The sequence below is a fragment of the Bradyrhizobium sp. SZCCHNR1093 genome (assembly GCF_032381175.1).
Taxonomy (GTDB): Bacteria; Pseudomonadota; Alphaproteobacteria; order Rhizobiales; family Xanthobacteraceae; genus Bradyrhizobium.
In genome coordinates, this window is the sequence record NZ_JAUHJJ010000020.1 from 45,059 (window position 1) to 59,242 (window position 14,184).

A 14,184-nucleotide genomic window follows, 5' to 3' on the forward strand; every position below is an offset into this window, starting at 1 on the left:
TGACGAATGACGCTGAGCGCGCCGTGATGAGCACCGCCGCGCAGCCGGTCTTGGAGCCAGTCTTGGAGCTGAAGGGCCTCGGCAAGCAGTTCGGCGCGATCCGCGCGCTGCAGGGCGTCGATCTTACGATCGGCGCCGGCGAGGTCGTCGGCCTGATGGGCGACAACGGCGCCGGCAAGTCGACGCTGGTGAGGATCATCGCCGGCAATTTCCCGCCGAGCCAGGGCACGATTCATTTCGGCGGCCGCGAGGTGCATTTCCATCGCCCGATGGATTCGCGCAGCGTCGGCATCGAGGTCGTGTACCAGGACCTCGCGCTCGCCAACAATCTCACCGCCGCCGCCAACGTGTTTCTCGGCCGCGAGCTGAAACGCAATTTCGGCCCGCTGGTGCTGCTCGACCACAAGGGCATGGAGGCGCGCGCGCTGGAGCTGTTTCGCGAGCTGCGCTCGGAGACGCGGCCGCACGATCTCGTCAAGGACATGTCGGGCGGCCAGCGCCAGGCGGTGGCGATCGCGCGCACGCGGCTGTCCAACGCCAGACTGGTGATGATGGACGAGCCGACCGCGGCGATCTCGGTGCGCCAGGTCGAGCAGGTGCTGAGCCTGATCCATCGCCTGAAGGAACAGGGTATCGCCGTCGTCCTGATCTCGCACCGCATGCCCGACATCTTCGCGGTGTGCGATCGCGTCGTGGTGATGCGCCGCGGCGAGAAGAAGGCCGACAAGCCGGTCGGCGAGACCAGCCCCGAGGAAGTGACCGCGCTGATCACTGGCGCCAAGGAGGCGGCGTGATGTCCGTTCCATCCGAGACCAGCTCCGCCGGCACCGACGTCACCTTCACCAATGTCGGCGTCATCAGATGGTGGAACCGCGGCGTGTTCGCCTCGCAGACGGCCTACGTCACGCTGGCGCTCATCGCCCTCATCATCGTGATGAGCTTCGCCAGTCCATATTTCCTGACCGAAGGCAATCTGCAGAACGTCGCCAAGAACTTCTCCTTCATCGCCATCGCGACGCTCGGCATCACCTTTGTCATCATTACCGGCGGCATCGACCTGTCGGTCGGCTCGATGATGTGCTTTGCGGCGATGATCACCTCGATGGTGATGACGACGCTATCGACTCCCGGCATGCCGCTGTCGTCGCTGTTCGTGCATCTCGCCGCGGACGGCAAGACCGTGGTCGCCAACGTGCCCGGCCTGATCCTGATCGTCTCGGTGCTGGCAGGCCTTGCGGTCTCGCTCGTCGTCGGCCTGATCAACGGCGTCTGCATCGCCTTGCTCGGGCTGTCGCCGTTCGTGACCACGCTCGGCATGCTGTCGATCGTGCGCGGTCTCAGCTATGTGATCTCGAACGGCAAGGGCAGCTTCCCCGGCGGCCCCGACGCCGATTATTTCTATGCTCTGACGCAGGGCGATGTCTACGGCGTGCCGGCGCCCTTCATCTATCTGATCGCGCTGGCGCTGGTGATGGCGCTGGTGCTGCACCACACCGCGTTCGGCCGCCACGTGTTCGCGATCGGTGGCAACGAGAAGGCGGCGGAGCTGACCGGCGTCTCGGTGCCCCGCGTGAAGATCGAGGTCTATGTGATCGGCGCGCTCGCCGCCGGCCTGCAGGGCATCATCATCTCCGGCTGGCTCGGCTCCGCGCCCGCCAACATGGCGACGTCCTATGAGCTCAACGTGATCGCGGCGGCCGTGATCGGCGGCGCCAACCTCGCCGGCGGTCTCGGCGGACCGCTCGGCGCCATCGTCGGCTGCGTGCTGCTCGAAGTGATCAGGAACGGCTTGGTGCTGGCGCAGGTCAACTCCTACTGGCAACAGACGCTGGTCGGCGTGATCATCATCGCCGCCGTGCTTGTGGATCGTATCCGCGCACGCCTGCTGTGACGAATACTGGCCGGGATGACAAGCGCGTCTATCCTCACCCGGAACAGACAATCATCAGGGATAGACATGGAGGAGGGAAACCCATGAAGAAGCTGCTCTATGCGGTCGCATCGCTCGCGATTTTGATGGCCCCGGCGCAGGCCGAGACCAAATACCGCTTCGCCATCGTGCCAAAGGCGATGAACAATCCGTTCTTCGACGTCGCGCGCGACGGCTGCCTGAAGCGCGCCAAGGAGCTCGGCAACGTCGAGTGCATCTACAAGGGTCCGGTCGAGCACGAGCCGGCCACCCAGGCGCAGATCATCCAGGACTTCGTCACGCAGAAGGTCGACGGCTTGGCGATCTCGGTGGCCGACGTTGCCGCGATGACGAAGTCGATCGAGGCGGCGACCGCCGCCGGCATTCCGGTGATCACCTTCGATGCCGATGCGCCGGGCTCCAAGCGCATCGCCTATATCGGCACCAACAACAAGGATTTCGGGCTGGCGCTCGGCAAGCAGCTGCTGCAGCTCCGACCCGACGGCGGCAAATATGCCGTCGTCTCCGGCGGCCCCGGCGCCAAGAACCTCGCCGAGCGCGTCGATGGCGTGCGTGAGGCGCTGAAGGGCTCGAAGTGGACGGAGGTGGCGGGCTCGCCGACCTTCTGCAACGACGATCCCGCGCTCGCCGTGCAGCAGATGGCCGATCTGCGCACCGCGACGCCGGATCTCGGCGCCATCGTGCCGATCGGCGGCTGGCCGATGTTCGCGCCCGAGGGCTACAAGGCCTTCGTCAACAAGAACCGCAAGGACATCGACGCCGGCAAGCTGACGCTGGTCGTCGCCGACACGCTCAAGATGCAGCTCGAATTGCTGCGTGACGGCTATTCCAACGCGCTGACCGGCCAGCGCCCGTTCGAGATGGGCGAGAAGGCGATGGACACGCTGCTCGCGATCAAGAAGGGCGAGAAGGTGCCGGACGTGATCTACACCGGCCTCGATCTCGTCACCAAGGACAACGTCGCCAAGCTTCTGAACTGAGTTCCTCCCGGGGAAAACCTGGCGGTCCGGCATCCGGCTTCGGCCGGCGGCTGGGCCGCCCTTTTTGTTTGGGATGCTTTTGTCGCGTGGAGCGGGCACCAAAGACGGCCTGCGTTTGCGTTGTCTCGCTCCACGACGATGCTGATCGTCTCCACCACACTGTCATCGTCCGCGACGGCGGACGATCCAGTATTCCAGAGACGGTCGTGGGCAATCGAGACGCCGCGGCGTGCTGGATCATCCGCCGGAGCCTGTCATTGGGCTCGCCGAAGGCGAGACCCGGTGGCGGATGATGACAGTGCGGGCAACACGGGCCCGGACGATTGACAGGGGGATATATCTGACTAAAGTCAGACATCATGCTCGACCCCATCTCTCGCGTCCGCCGCTTCAACCGCGCCGTCACCTCGGAGGTTGGCGCGCTCGACACCTCGTTTCTCGGGCGCGGGCGGCCGCTCGGGGCGGCCCGCGTGCTCAATGCGATCGGCCATGGCCGCAGCGACGTCGCCGATCTGCGCGACTATCTCGCGCTCGATTCCGGGCTGATGAGCCGGCTGCTGCGCAGCCTGGAGGAGGAGGGGCTGGTGACGACCAGGCCGCATCCCGACGACGCGCGCCGCCGCATCGCCAGGCTCACGGCCGCCGGGCGGCGCGAATTCGAGGCCTATGAGACGCTCTCCAACGCCCAGGCCGAATCGATGCTGGCGCGTCACGGCCAGCCCGAGGCGCTTTTGGCGGCGATGGACCTGGTTGCGGCCGCGCTCGGACGCAGCCGCATCGCCATCGACGAGGTTGATCCGCGCGGCGAGCAGTCGCGCTACTGCCTCGGCGAGTACTACGCCGAGCTGTCACGCCGCTTCGAACGCGGCTACGACGTCGCGCTGTCGCGCGATCCCGACGCCGCCGACATGACGCCCCCGCGCGGGGCTTTCTTCGTGGCGCTGTCCGACGGCCTGCCGCTCGGCTGCGTCGGGCTGAAGGGCAGCGGCGGCGATGTCGCCGAGATCAAGCGGCTGTGGGTCGCGCCCGCGGCGCGCGGGCTTGGCCTCGGCCGGCGGCTGATGGATGCGGCCGAGGACGCCGCGCGAAAGCTGTCGATCACGACGCTCCGTCTCGACAGCAACAGCGCGCTGACCGAGGCCGTCCAGCTCTATCGCCGCACCGGCTGGACCGAGATCGACCGCTTCAACGACGATCCGTATCCGGATCTGTTCTTCGAGAAGCAGGTTTGAGGTCGATCTCCCGTGACGCTCGGCGCTCGTGCATCGGGCTTCAGGAACGCGAGCGCCTTGTGGTCGGCGAATTGCTAGGGGACCTCTGCGACGGACCCCGTCGGCCTGCTCGGCGTTAAGCGATGGGCAACCGGCGGGTGATTGGATGAGGGTCGTTGGGTTCCAGCGATGAGAGGCAGACGGGCGTGCTTTGAGTCTAATTTGTTGCCTGAGCCTGACGCAATTGCGGCGAGGGCCTCGTGACTAGGGGACGCTTCTTCGCCTCACTTCACCCCAAGACTTGATCGAGCGTATAGATCGTCCTGCGCCGATCGCGCCGGCGCGGGCGGAACAGCAATGACGAATCGGGACAAGGCATGGTGACACGATCCACGGCGGCTCAGAACCTTGCAGCGATGCGGCGTCGCGGACCGGTCTTGATGACCCTTGCGGCCTTGGCGGCACTGGCGATGCCCAGCTCCGCGGCCAACGCGCGGCAGGCGCGCCCCGCGCCGGCGACCGAAGCGACGGCGCCGCGCGCGCATGGCGATCCGATCATGGCGATCGTATCGATCAAGGCCCAGAAGGTGACGTTCTACGACGCCGACGGCTGGATCTGGCGGGCGCCAGTGTCGACCGGTGTCTCGGGCCGCGAGACGCCGGCCGGCGTGTTCGCCGTGCTGGAAAAGGACAAGGACCACCGCTCGACGCTCTATGACGACGCCTGGATGCCGAACATGCAGCGCATCACCTGGAACGGGGTGGCGCTGCATGGCGGGCCGCTGCCCGGCTATGCCGCCTCGCATGGCTGCGTCCGCATGCCCTATGGCTTTGCCGAGAAGCTGTTCGACCGGACCTGGATCGGCATGCGGGTGATCATCGCGCCCGGTGATCCCGCGCCGGTCGAGTTCTCCCATCCCGCCTTGTTCGTGCCGACCGCAGAGGCGCTCGCCGCGGTGCCCTCGCGCGCCGCGACGCTCGGCCGCGAAGCCGAGGACGCCGCCAGGCTCGCCGACGAGGCCAAGGCGGCGGCTGTCGCGGCCGAGCGCGAGGCCAAGGCTCTGAAGGCGTCCTTGCGCAAGCTGGAGCAGGCCAAGGTGCGCAGCGAGGCCGAGCTCAAATTCGCCGACAGGAAGCTGGCCGCCGCCAAGACCGATCAAGCCAGGACGCTGGCCGAGGATGCGAAGCAGAAGGCCGCCGCCAAGGCGACCGACGCGGCGGCGCAGCTCGAGGCCGCCAAGTCGGACGCGACCGCGAAGCTCGCTGCGGCGAGCTCGACCAAGGATGCCGCCAAGGCGGCTGCGGCCAGGAAGGCCGATACGAGCAAGGCTGCGACGGACGCCAGGCTCGCGACCGAGCCGGTCTCGGTCTATATCAGCCGTTCCACGCAGATGCTCTATGTCAGGCGCAACACGCACAAGCCGGCCCCCGACGGCGGCGGCGAGGTGTTCGACACCTCGATCGAGGCGCCGGTGACCATCCGCGATCCCGACCGGCCGATCGGAACGCATGTGTTCACCGCGGTGGCGCAGAACGGCGCGGGGCTGCGCTGGACGGCGGTGACCATCGACGACGGCGACACCGCCAAGGACGCGCTCGACCGCATCACCATTCCGAAGGACGTGCTCGCGCGGATCGCGCCGACGGCCGTGCCGCGCTCCTCGATCATCGTCTCGGACGAGCCGCTGTCGAGCGAGACCAATTATCGGACCGAGTTCGTCGCGGTGCTGAGCAACCAGCCGCAGGGCGGCTTCATCACGCGCCGGCCGACGACCAATGTCGACGTTGCCAGCGGCGACGAATATGACGATGGCTTCGGCAGCTTCGTCCAGCGCAGCTGGGATGGCCAGCCCGTCGCGGCGCCGCGCCGTCGCGGTCCGCCTCCGACCTATTACCGGCCGGTGCAGCCGGGCTGGTGGTGACCAGCCGGCCTGATGCCTGACCGCGATTCGCGGGTCAGGCCGGATGGCACTTCAACTCAGTTGCGGCCCGCGGGGATGACGCCGGGCCACTGCATCAGGAAAGGCTGCGGCTCGTGCTGTGCCTCGGTCGCGCGCGCCACGCGCCTGACACGGTGAGGCCTGCGAGAGATCGAGCTGGTCGCCTCGCGAGCGGTCTCGATGCGCGCCAACTGCTGACGCATCTCGCCGGTGGAGGTCCGGAGCTGCTCGATGGTGACGTCGCTGTTCGCGGCCGCGGTGCGCAGCCCGCTCAGCTCGGTCGCCGCATCTTCCTGGGCGCCGCGGAGGCGGACCGTCTGGCGCTTCAGCAGCGCGAGATCGGACTCGATCTTGTCGGCCGTATCGCGGCGGCGCGCCTCGTTCTCGTCGGCGGTGGTGCGCAAGGCGGCCAGGCCCGTTTCGGCCGTGGTGAGGCTGGCGCGCAATTGCAGAAGCTCGCCGGAGGTGTCGCTCTGGCGGTCGCGCAACTGGGCGGTCTCGGCCTTGAGCTGCGCCAGCTCCGATGTCAGGGCGGCGACGCGGGTCTCGAGCGAAGGCGCTCCGGTCCCGAAGGAGAAGCTGTTGGCGCCGCCGCTGCTCCACCACATCGCACCGGCGCTGGCTGCGAGCGCCAGGCTCAGGACAATTCGTAGAGAGGCCGTGCCGCTGCTCGGCGGGGCGTCCGGCGTCTTGGTGGGTCTGCGCATCGACAGGTCTCCGGGATTTGATGGAGACAATTATGATCATATTAAGGTTGCCAATGTTCTAAGCGCGCCGCGCCCGCGGAACATTTCATCCACGTAGTTTTGCGGGAATGCAGGCTCGCAGCCTTGAGTCGTGAGCACGATCGGCGGCGCTCAATCGTGCGGATGCAGGGACGGCGATGATCCGGCCTGGATCGCCGGCACACAATTCGGATCCGTCGGAAAAGGCTTCGTGCGTCCTCGGGATCGTGATCTAAATCGCGCATGTCCAACATTCCGCCCATCGCCACACCGCCGGCATTCGACGAACTCGCCGAGGCCATCAGGCAGCGCCGCTCGGTCTATGGCCATATCAGCGGGCTCAGGATGGACCGGTTCGCGCCCGGCGAGGCCTGGTCGACCTTGCCCTATCGTCCGGTGTTCGTCGGCGACAGCGAGACCGGCGTCATCCATGGCGGCGTCGTCACCGCGATGCTCGACGAGAGCTGTGGCATGGCGGTGCAGCTCGCGCTCGACGGCAGCCGGGCGATCGCCACGCTCGATCTGCGTATCGACTATCAGAAGCCGGCAACCCCCGGTTTCGACATCAAGGCCCATGCGGTATGCTTCCGCGTCACCCGCTCGATCGCGTTCGTGCGCGCCACCGCCTATCAGGAGGAGGAGACCGCACCGGTCGCCACCGCGACCGCCTGCTTCATGATCGGCGCCAACCGCACCAACATGCTGACCGACCGGGCGGCCTTCGACGGCGCGCCACCGCCGCTCGACGCACCGGACGATCCGACGGGGCCGTTTCCCACCAGTCCGTTCGCGCGCTGCCTCGGCATCCGCTTCGCCGAGAACGACACGCTCGTGATGCCGTTCTCGCACCGGATCATCGGCAATCCCGTGCTGCCTGCGATCCATGGCGGCATGACTGGCGCGTTTCTCGAAACCGCGGCGATCGTCACCGTGATGCGCGAGCTCGGCGCCACGGCGCCGCCGAAGCCGGTCGGCCTCACCATCAACTATCTGAGGTCGGGGCGCGCGCTCGACACCGTCGCATCGGCGTCGATCGTCAAGCAGGGCCGCCGCGTCGTCGCCTTCGAGGCCCGCGCCTGGCAGGACGATGCGACGAAGCCGATCGCCACCGCCTTCGGCCATTTCATGCTGCGGCAGGCGCCAGGGCAGGAGCAGGACTGAGGAAGATCGCGTCGCGGGTCGCGATCATGCCTTGCGCAGGATCTTGTCCATTGCCTTTCCCCGCGCCAGCTCATCGACCAGCTTGTCCAGGTAGCGGATCTCCCGCATCGTCGGTTCCTCGACATCCTCCACGCGGACGCCGCAGATCATGCCCTTGATCAAGGTCCGCGCGGGATTCATCGCAGGCGCTTGCGCGAAGAAGGTCTCGAAGTCCGTCTGACGCTCCAACCGGGTCTCAAGCTCGTTTTGGCCAAAGCCCGTCAGCCAGCAGATCACCTGATCGACCTCTGCCTTGGTGCGTCCCTTCTTCTCGGCCTTTGCGACGTACAATCGGTACACGCTCGCGAAGCTCGTCGTGTAGATGCGGTGTTTTGCCATGCTGGCTCCATCGGATCGTAGGCGACGCATGTCGGGTCTGAGAGGGGCGACGGCGCGCCCGAAGCGCGTGCTTCATGTCCGCGTTCAGATCGTAATACAGCACGTTCGTTCGCACACGTCGGAAACGCGCGCTAGCCCGGCAGGAACATTGGAAACGACACCCCGAACGACCACGCCAGGATCAGGCCGAGACCCAAGCCTTCGGCCAGCGGCGAGCACGTCCTGCGACCGACACAGCCGCCGATCACGCCGAACACGATGAGGAACAGCACGATCACGGGGGATGATGATGAGCAGGAAGAACAGCCGCTTGAGGTCGAGCGCGACTGCCCCGCCCAGCGAGGCCAGGAAGGCGGCGCGAATCCACACGGTGCGCCACGGCGCGGCGTGGCCGCCCTGGTTGGCGATGCTGTCGGCCAGCCTGCAGGGCACCGCGCCGTGCCCTGCGCAAACCGATGGCGTCTCGTCTGCGCGGCGCAGCGTCCATGATCGGCTCCGTTTCAATCCCAAAACTAGCGCAGGAACTCGTGCGGTTACAGCGACGGCGCAGGCGAGCGTTGCGGCCGCGATCGAACGAAACGCACGCCGTTTCGTTGACAACGCCGCCGAGGCGATATTCGGTGACCCCGTTCAGCGGCGACAAGGAGGATGCATGAAACCGGAAGTCATCTGCCTGATGGCGTCGAGCGTCGACGGCCGGACATTGCCGAGCCGCTGGCGTCCGAAGGGATCGGGCGATCTGTTCGAGCAGGTGCATGACCAGCTCGGGGGCGATGCCTGGCTGATCGGCCGCGTCACCGGCCAAGAGTTCGCCAAGGGCTCGGCCTATCCGGCCGAGACCACCGAGCGAATCCCGCGTACCCATTGGATCGCACGACGCGGCGCCAAGGCCTACGGCATCGTGCTCGATCCCCATGGCAAGATCTGCTGGGGCCGCGCCGACATCGGCGGCGATCCGATCGTCGTCGTGCTGACCGAGGCCGTGTCGGATGCACATCTCGCGGGCCTGCGCGGCGAGGGTGTCTCCTACGTCTTCGCCGGCCAGTCGAAGCTCGATCTCTCACGCGTGCTGGAGATCGTCGCGCAGGAGCTCGGCGTGAAGCGCCTGCTGCTCGAGGGCGGCGGCGGCGCCAACGGCGCGTTTCTGCGCGCGGGTCTGGTCGACGAGTTCAACCTCGTTCTATGTCCGGCCGTGGACGGCGCCAAGGGGGCACCCAGCGTGTTCGATTCGACCGAAGCCGAGTCCGGCGAGCGCGCGCCGATCACGGCGATGACGCTCGAAAGCAGCACGGCGCTGGAGGGCGGCGCGCTGTGGCTGCGCTACAAGATCACCAACGGCTCGCCCTTGCCGGCCCAGGCAAGTCATGGCTGAGCGGCGAATGCACGTCATCGTCGTCGGGGGCGGTGCCGCGGGCCTGATGGCGGCGCGTGAGCTGGCCCGCGCCGGCAAGCAAGTGACGCTGCTGGAAGCGCGCGACCGCTGCGGGGGGCGCATTCATCCGCTGCCCGCGAGCAGGTTTGGATATCGCGCGGATGCCGGCGCGGAATTCATCCATGGCGAGGCGCCGGTCACCCACGCGCTGATGGCCGAGGCGGGGCTCACCTCGACGCCGGTCGATGGCGCGCGCTGGTACGTGACGGACGGCGCGTTCTCGCGCGAGGATCCTGCCGATCGGCAGATGCGCCAACTGCACCGCGTGGCGCGGCAGCTCGATCAGGATATGACCGTCACGGCGCTGCTCGAGCGTCATTTCGGCGGCGCGGAGTTTGCCGCCCTGCGCAAGTCGGTGCTCGGGATGGTGCAGGGCTATGATGCCGCCGATCCTGGTCGTGCCAGCGTGTTCGCGCTGCGCGACGAGTGGATGGGCGGCGACCGCGGTGCTCAGGCACGCATCGTCGGCGGCTACGCGGCGCTGCTCGATCATCTCTTGGCGGAGTGCCGGGCGCATGGCGTGGCGATGAAGCTCGAGGCGGTGGTCCGCGCGGTGGAGAGCTCCGATGATGGCGTCGTCGTGCGCTGCGCCGACGGCCGCGCGCAGCGCGGCGATATCGTCCTCCTGACCGTGCCGCTGCCGCTGCTGCGGACCATCGCGCTGCCGCCGGCGATGCGCTCGCAACAGGCCGCAGCCGAAGCCATCGGCTTCGGCAACGTCATCAAGCTGCTGCTGCGCTTCGAGCGCCGGTGGTGGCGAGAGGCTCGGACCGAGGACCTCTCCGACATGCTGTTCGTGCTGTCCGATGCCGACGTGCCGGTGTGGTGGACGCAGCATCCGAACGATGATGCGGTGCTGACCGGCTGGCTCGCCGGGCCGCCGGCCGGCGCTTTCGTCGCGCTCGACGATGTCGCCTTGATAGAGTCGGGTCTCTCGGCGCTTGCGAGCATTTTCTCGCAGCCGGTGGACTCGCTGAGGCAGCAGCTCGTCGCGTCGCATGTCACGGATTGGGCGAAGGATCCGTTCGCGCGCGGGGCCTATTCCTATGCGACGCTAGGATCCCGCGAGGCGCAGGATACGCTTTCGCGCTGGGATGACGGTCGTGTCCTGATCTCCGGCGAAGCACTGTATCGCGGGCGCGACATGGGAACGGTCGAGGCGGCGCTGGCCAGCGGGCAACAGACGGCGCGGCGCATCCTCGCGATGTGATCGCGCGCCGCGCGCATGATGTTGCGCCCGTAGGCCCACGGCGCTAGCATTCGTCGATCACCATGGAAAGGATCGTCATGCTCGATCACGTCGGCTTCCCTGTCTCCGACTTTGTCCGCGCCAAGGCTTTCTATGCGGCGGCCCTGGCGCCGTTGGGTTACGTCCTGATGATGGAGATCACCAACGAGCAGACTGGCGGTCACGGTGATCACGCCGGCTTCGGCGACGGTCGTCCGGATTTCTGGATTGGCACCGGCGGGACGGCCGCGACCTCGACGCATGTCGCATTCCACGCCAAGGATCGCGCCACGGTCGATGCGTTCTATCAGGCGGCGATCGCGGCAGGCGGACGGGACAACGGCGCGCCTGGACTGCGGCCGCATTATCACGCGAACTATTACGGCGCGTTCGTGCGCGACGCCGACGGCAACAACATCGAGGCGGTGTGCCACGCGCCGGCGTGAGGGCCGCTCACCCTTCGGGATGAGTCATGCCATCACCGGCATGTGCTCGGCAGCCGCGGCTAAGCTCGGCGCGACCACGATCTCGAGCTGCTGGCGCAGCCAGCGGTGCATCGGATCCTCGTGGTGTCGCAGGTGCCAGACCATGTACATCGGCATCGCCGGGCAGGGGACCGGCACCGGCGCCACCGCCAGGCCGCGCAGCATGTAGGCGCGCAGCAGGCTCGGCAGCGTCGCGATCATGCGGCTGCCGCGCAGGAACGGGCCGATGCCGCCGAAGCCCGGCACCTGCGCCGCGAACCGCCGGACGATGCCGCGCTCGGCCATGACCTCGTCGATGTCGAGCCGGCGCCGCGGCTCGTACAGCACCGTGACGTGGTCGCTGGCGAGATAGTCCTCGAGGCTCTGCGGCGGCTCGCGCTGGCTCGCATCGTAGAACACGCGATAGCTGTCCTCGAACAGCCGCTTCTGCAGGATGTCGCTGCCCTCGGGCGGGCGCGGCGTGATGATGAGCTGACAGTGCTCTTCGCGCAGCATCTCCGGCGTCGGTGCGCCGGAGGGGATGACGCGCAGGCTGAGGCCCGGCGCCTGCGCGCGGGCGTAGCGGAGCAGGGACGGCAGCAGCAGGTCGCGCTGCAGATCATTGGCAGCGATCGTCACTTGCGCGGAGATTTTCGCCGGCTCGAACGCAGCGGTGTGCGAGAAGCTCCGGAGGTCGTCGAGCAGAGCGCGGGCGCGCAGCGCCAAGAGCTGCGCATGCGCGGTCGGCACGATGCCACGGCCGGACTTCACGAACAGCGGATCGCCGGTGATCGCGCGCAGCTTGTCGAGCAGATGGCTGACGGCCGACTGCGTGACGCCGAGCCGCTGCGCAGCGCGGGTGACCGAGCCCTCCTCGATGACGGCGAGCAGGAGCTGCAGCAGATGGCCGTCGAGGTCCAAATGATCGAATTGGCTCATGGATCGGATCGGTCGCGCGGCCTTTATTGACGGTGTCTGCCAGTGATACTGGCGGGCACGAACGGCGCCGCGTTTGATCCAGATCAAGCGCGGCCGTCCGAAACACGACCAGGGGAGGCTCAGATGTCCACCACGTCAGCCCGGCAGCCCGTGCCCGGCACCACCATCTTCGACGGCGAGCAGGCCCGCAAAGGCTACGCCCTCAACAAGATGTGCTACTCGTTCAACGATGCCGCCAACCGCAAGGCCTTCGTCGCCGACGAGGATGGCTATTGCGCCAAATACGGCCTCAATGCACAGCAGTGCGCGGCGATCAGGAACCGCAACGTGCTGGAACTGATCGAGGCCGGCGGCAACGCCTATTACCTCGCCAAGTTCGCCGGCATCTTCGGGCTCGACATGCAGGACATCGGCGCGCAGCAGACCGGGCTGACGAAAGAGCAGTTCAAGGCCAAGCTTCTGGCGGCAAGGGGTTGATCATGGCGAAGATCGTAGGTTGCATCACCACGTCCCACGTTCCGGCCATCGGCGGCGCGATTGCCAAGGGGTTGCAGCAGGACCCGTATTGGAAGCCGTTCTTCGACGGTTTCCCGCATGTGCGCGAATGGCTCGCCAAGGCCCAACCCGATGTGGTCGTGCTCGTCTATAACGACCACGGCCTCAACTTCTTCCTCGACAAGATGCCGACCTTCGCCGTCGGCGCGGCCGACAGCTATAGCAATGCCGACGAAGGCTGGGGCATTCCGCAGACCGCGCCGTTCAAGGGTGACAGCGAATTGTCCTGGCATTTGATCGAGCATCTGGTGAAGGAGGATTTCGACCTCACCACCTGCCAGGAGATGGTGGTCGATCACGCCTTCACGCTGCCGATGGCGCTGTGCTGGCCCGATCAGAAATGGCCGGTGCGGGTGGTGCCCGTGGTCGTCAACACGGTGCAGGCGCCGCTGCCGTCGGCCGCGCGCTGCTACAGGCTCGGCCAGGCGCTGGCGCGGGCGATTCAATCCTGGCCGAAGGACGAACGCGTCGTCGTCATGGGCACCGGCGGCCTGTCGCATCAGCTCGACGGCGAGCGCGCCGGCTTCATCAACAAGGATTTCGACGAGAAGTTCATGGCCAGCATGGTCGACGATCCCGCCTGGGCGACGAAGTATTCGACCACCGAGCTGGTCGAGCTGTCGGGCACCCAGGGTGTCGAATTGCTGAACTGGATGGTCGCGCGCGGCACCCTGCCGGAGAAGGTCCGCAAGGAGCATTCCAACTATCACATCCCGATCTCCAACACGGCGACCGGGCTGATGGTGCTGGAGCCGGTGTAGCGGCTCCAGCGGGATTTTTGGTGCGGAAGGTGATGACCGAGAGCTATTCCGCCAACGACCATCACGCGGTATGGGTCCCGGCTCAAGGCCGGGACGACAGCAGTGTGTTTGGTACGACCGCGCCACATCACCGGTGTCGTCCCGGCGAACGCCGGGACCCATACCGCGGATGCTATCGAGGGACGTTGCTGTCCGTCACCCGCATCGATGACGGTCGATGTGACTTCCAATATCTCCGACTAACTCACACATCTCATCTGCATCTCAACGCACGGCCGCCGCCTCGCCGCCATGAACCGTCATGTCGTGCGCCGTGCCGCGATGGGCAATCAGCGCATAGGCGACGGGGACCACGAACAGCGTGAACAGGGTGCCGATCGCGAGCCCGGTGGCGATCACCAGCCCCATGTTGAAGCGCGACACCGCGCCGGCGCCGCTCGCGGTGATCAGCGGGATCACGCCGAGCACCATCGCCGCCGT

The 14,184-nt window shown here is 67.0% G+C and carries 16 protein-coding genes; 11 read left to right on the forward strand and 5 right to left on the reverse strand.

Annotation, left to right across the window (positions count from 1 at the left end):
* Positions 1-26 precede the first annotated feature (26 nt).
* The 5 genes from QX070_RS32420 (at position 27) to QX070_RS32440 (ending at position 6,043) form a co-directional block, all read left to right on the forward strand.
* On the forward strand, positions 27-794 hold the full coding sequence (locus QX070_RS32420) for an ATP-binding cassette domain-containing protein (protein WP_315741222.1): 768 nt from the start codon (positions 27-29) through the stop codon (positions 792-794).
* A complete protein-coding gene (locus QX070_RS32425) occupies positions 794-1,891 on the forward strand; it encodes an ABC transporter permease (protein ID WP_315741206.1) in 1,098 nt (365 codons plus the stop codon). The genes QX070_RS32420 and QX070_RS32425 overlap by 1 nt, the downstream gene beginning before the upstream one ends.
* A gap of 83 nt (positions 1,892-1,974) precedes the next feature.
* On the forward strand, positions 1,975-2,910 hold the full coding sequence (locus QX070_RS32430; RefSeq protein ID WP_315741207.1) for a sugar-binding protein: 936 nt from the start codon (positions 1,975-1,977) through the stop codon (positions 2,908-2,910).
* Between the two features lie 359 nt (positions 2,911-3,269).
* Positions 3,270-4,142 carry a helix-turn-helix domain-containing GNAT family N-acetyltransferase gene (locus QX070_RS32435; protein ID WP_315741208.1) on the forward strand — a complete coding sequence of 291 codons (873 nt, stop codon included), beginning with the start codon at positions 3,270-3,272 and terminating at the stop codon, positions 4,140-4,142.
* A gap of 356 nt (positions 4,143-4,498) precedes the next feature.
* Entirely contained in the window at positions 4,499-6,043 is a 1,545-nt protein-coding gene (locus QX070_RS32440; RefSeq protein ID WP_315741209.1) for a L,D-transpeptidase, read from the forward strand.
* 56 nt (positions 6,044-6,099) lie between these two features.
* On the opposite strand, the gene QX070_RS32445 is transcribed toward QX070_RS32440, so the two are convergent.
* Entirely contained in the window at positions 6,100-6,768 is a 669-nt protein-coding gene (locus QX070_RS32445) for a hypothetical protein (RefSeq protein WP_315741210.1), read from the reverse strand.
* Between the two features lie 261 nt (positions 6,769-7,029).
* On the opposite strand from QX070_RS32445, the gene QX070_RS32450 reads away from it, so the two are divergent.
* A complete protein-coding gene (locus tag QX070_RS32450) occupies positions 7,030-7,947 on the forward strand; it encodes a PaaI family thioesterase (RefSeq protein WP_315741211.1) in 918 nt (305 codons plus the stop codon).
* 24 nt (positions 7,948-7,971) lie between these two features.
* On the opposite strand, the gene QX070_RS32455 is transcribed toward QX070_RS32450, so the two are convergent.
* Both QX070_RS32455 and QX070_RS32460 read right to left on the reverse strand, forming a co-directional pair.
* The gene (locus QX070_RS32455; protein ID WP_315741212.1) at positions 7,972-8,325 is read right to left on the reverse strand and encodes a DUF2200 domain-containing protein; all 354 of its coding nucleotides are present in this window, start codon (positions 8,323-8,325) and stop codon (positions 7,972-7,974) included.
* 131 nt (positions 8,326-8,456) lie between these two features.
* On the reverse strand, positions 8,457-8,603 hold the full coding sequence (locus QX070_RS32460; protein WP_315741213.1) for a hypothetical protein: 147 nt from the start codon (positions 8,601-8,603) through the stop codon (positions 8,457-8,459).
* A gap of 374 nt (positions 8,604-8,977) precedes the next feature.
* Between QX070_RS32460 and QX070_RS32465 the strand changes: the two genes are divergently transcribed.
* The 3 genes from QX070_RS32465 (at position 8,978) to QX070_RS32475 (ending at position 11,431) form a co-directional block, all read left to right on the forward strand.
* Positions 8,978-9,697, forward strand: coding sequence for a RibD family protein (locus QX070_RS32465; protein ID WP_315741214.1), 720 nt, complete (start codon positions 8,978-8,980; stop codon positions 9,695-9,697).
* Positions 9,690-10,967: an NAD(P)/FAD-dependent oxidoreductase gene (locus tag QX070_RS32470; RefSeq protein ID WP_315741215.1), complete on the forward strand. Its 1,278-nt coding sequence runs from the start codon at positions 9,690-9,692 to the stop codon at positions 10,965-10,967. The genes QX070_RS32465 and QX070_RS32470 overlap by 8 nt, the downstream gene beginning before the upstream one ends.
* A gap of 77 nt (positions 10,968-11,044) precedes the next feature.
* A complete protein-coding gene (locus QX070_RS32475) occupies positions 11,045-11,431 on the forward strand; it encodes a VOC family protein (RefSeq protein ID WP_315741223.1) in 387 nt (128 codons plus the stop codon).
* Positions 11,432-11,455: 24 nt separating this feature from the next.
* Here the strand turns inward: QX070_RS32475 and QX070_RS32480 are convergent, their stop codons facing one another.
* The gene (locus tag QX070_RS32480; protein ID WP_315741216.1) at positions 11,456-12,388 is read right to left on the reverse strand and encodes a LysR family transcriptional regulator; all 933 of its coding nucleotides are present in this window, start codon (positions 12,386-12,388) and stop codon (positions 11,456-11,458) included.
* A 123-nt stretch (positions 12,389-12,511) separates the two neighbouring features.
* Between QX070_RS32480 and QX070_RS32485 the strand changes: the two genes are divergently transcribed.
* A complete protein-coding gene (locus QX070_RS32485) occupies positions 12,512-12,865 on the forward strand; it encodes a protocatechuate 4,5-dioxygenase subunit alpha (protein ID WP_315741217.1) in 354 nt (117 codons plus the stop codon).
* Between the two features lie 2 nt (positions 12,866-12,867).
* Positions 12,868-13,704, forward strand: a complete 837-nt coding sequence (locus tag QX070_RS32490) for a class III extradiol dioxygenase family protein (protein WP_315741218.1) — start codon at positions 12,868-12,870, stop codon at positions 13,702-13,704.
* A 264-nt stretch (positions 13,705-13,968) separates the two neighbouring features.
* Here QX070_RS32490 and QX070_RS32495 read toward each other — a convergent pair.
* A partial coding sequence (locus QX070_RS32495) for an efflux RND transporter permease subunit (protein ID WP_315741219.1) occupies positions 13,969-14,184 on the reverse strand: 216 nt, incomplete at its 5' end.

Excerpts from the sequence above, each read along its gene's own strand:
- QX070_RS32475 (WP_315741223.1), top strand. The coding sequence starts at position 11,045 with ATGCTCGATCACGTCGGCTTCCCTGTCTCCGACTTTGTCCGCGCCAAG.
- QX070_RS32480 (WP_315741216.1), bottom strand. The coding sequence starts at position 12,388 with ATGAGCCAATTCGATCATTTGGACCTCGACGGCCATCTGCTGCAGCTC.
- QX070_RS32455 (WP_315741212.1), bottom strand. The coding sequence starts at position 8,325 with ATGGCAAAACACCGCATCTACACGACGAGCTTCGCGAGCGTGTACCGA.
- QX070_RS32425 (WP_315741206.1), top strand. The coding sequence starts at position 794 with ATGTCCGTTCCATCCGAGACCAGCTCCGCCGGCACCGACGTCACCTTC.
- QX070_RS32470 (WP_315741215.1), top strand. The coding sequence starts at position 9,690 with ATGGCTGAGCGGCGAATGCACGTCATCGTCGTCGGGGGCGGTGCCGCG.
- QX070_RS32435 (WP_315741208.1), top strand. The coding sequence starts at position 3,270 with ATGCTCGACCCCATCTCTCGCGTCCGCCGCTTCAACCGCGCCGTCACC.
- QX070_RS32445 (WP_315741210.1), bottom strand. The coding sequence starts at position 6,768 with ATGCGCAGACCCACCAAGACGCCGGACGCCCCGCCGAGCAGCGGCACG.
- QX070_RS32430 (WP_315741207.1), top strand. The coding sequence starts at position 1,975 with ATGAAGAAGCTGCTCTATGCGGTCGCATCGCTCGCGATTTTGATGGCC.
- QX070_RS32485 (WP_315741217.1), top strand. The coding sequence starts at position 12,512 with ATGTCCACCACGTCAGCCCGGCAGCCCGTGCCCGGCACCACCATCTTC.
- QX070_RS32490 (WP_315741218.1), top strand. The coding sequence starts at position 12,868 with ATGGCGAAGATCGTAGGTTGCATCACCACGTCCCACGTTCCGGCCATC.
- QX070_RS32440 (WP_315741209.1), top strand. The coding sequence starts at position 4,499 with ATGGTGACACGATCCACGGCGGCTCAGAACCTTGCAGCGATGCGGCGT.
- QX070_RS32465 (WP_315741214.1), top strand. The coding sequence starts at position 8,978 with ATGAAACCGGAAGTCATCTGCCTGATGGCGTCGAGCGTCGACGGCCGG.
- QX070_RS32420 (WP_315741222.1), top strand. The coding sequence starts at position 27 with ATGAGCACCGCCGCGCAGCCGGTCTTGGAGCCAGTCTTGGAGCTGAAG.
- QX070_RS32450 (WP_315741211.1), top strand. The coding sequence starts at position 7,030 with ATGTCCAACATTCCGCCCATCGCCACACCGCCGGCATTCGACGAACTC.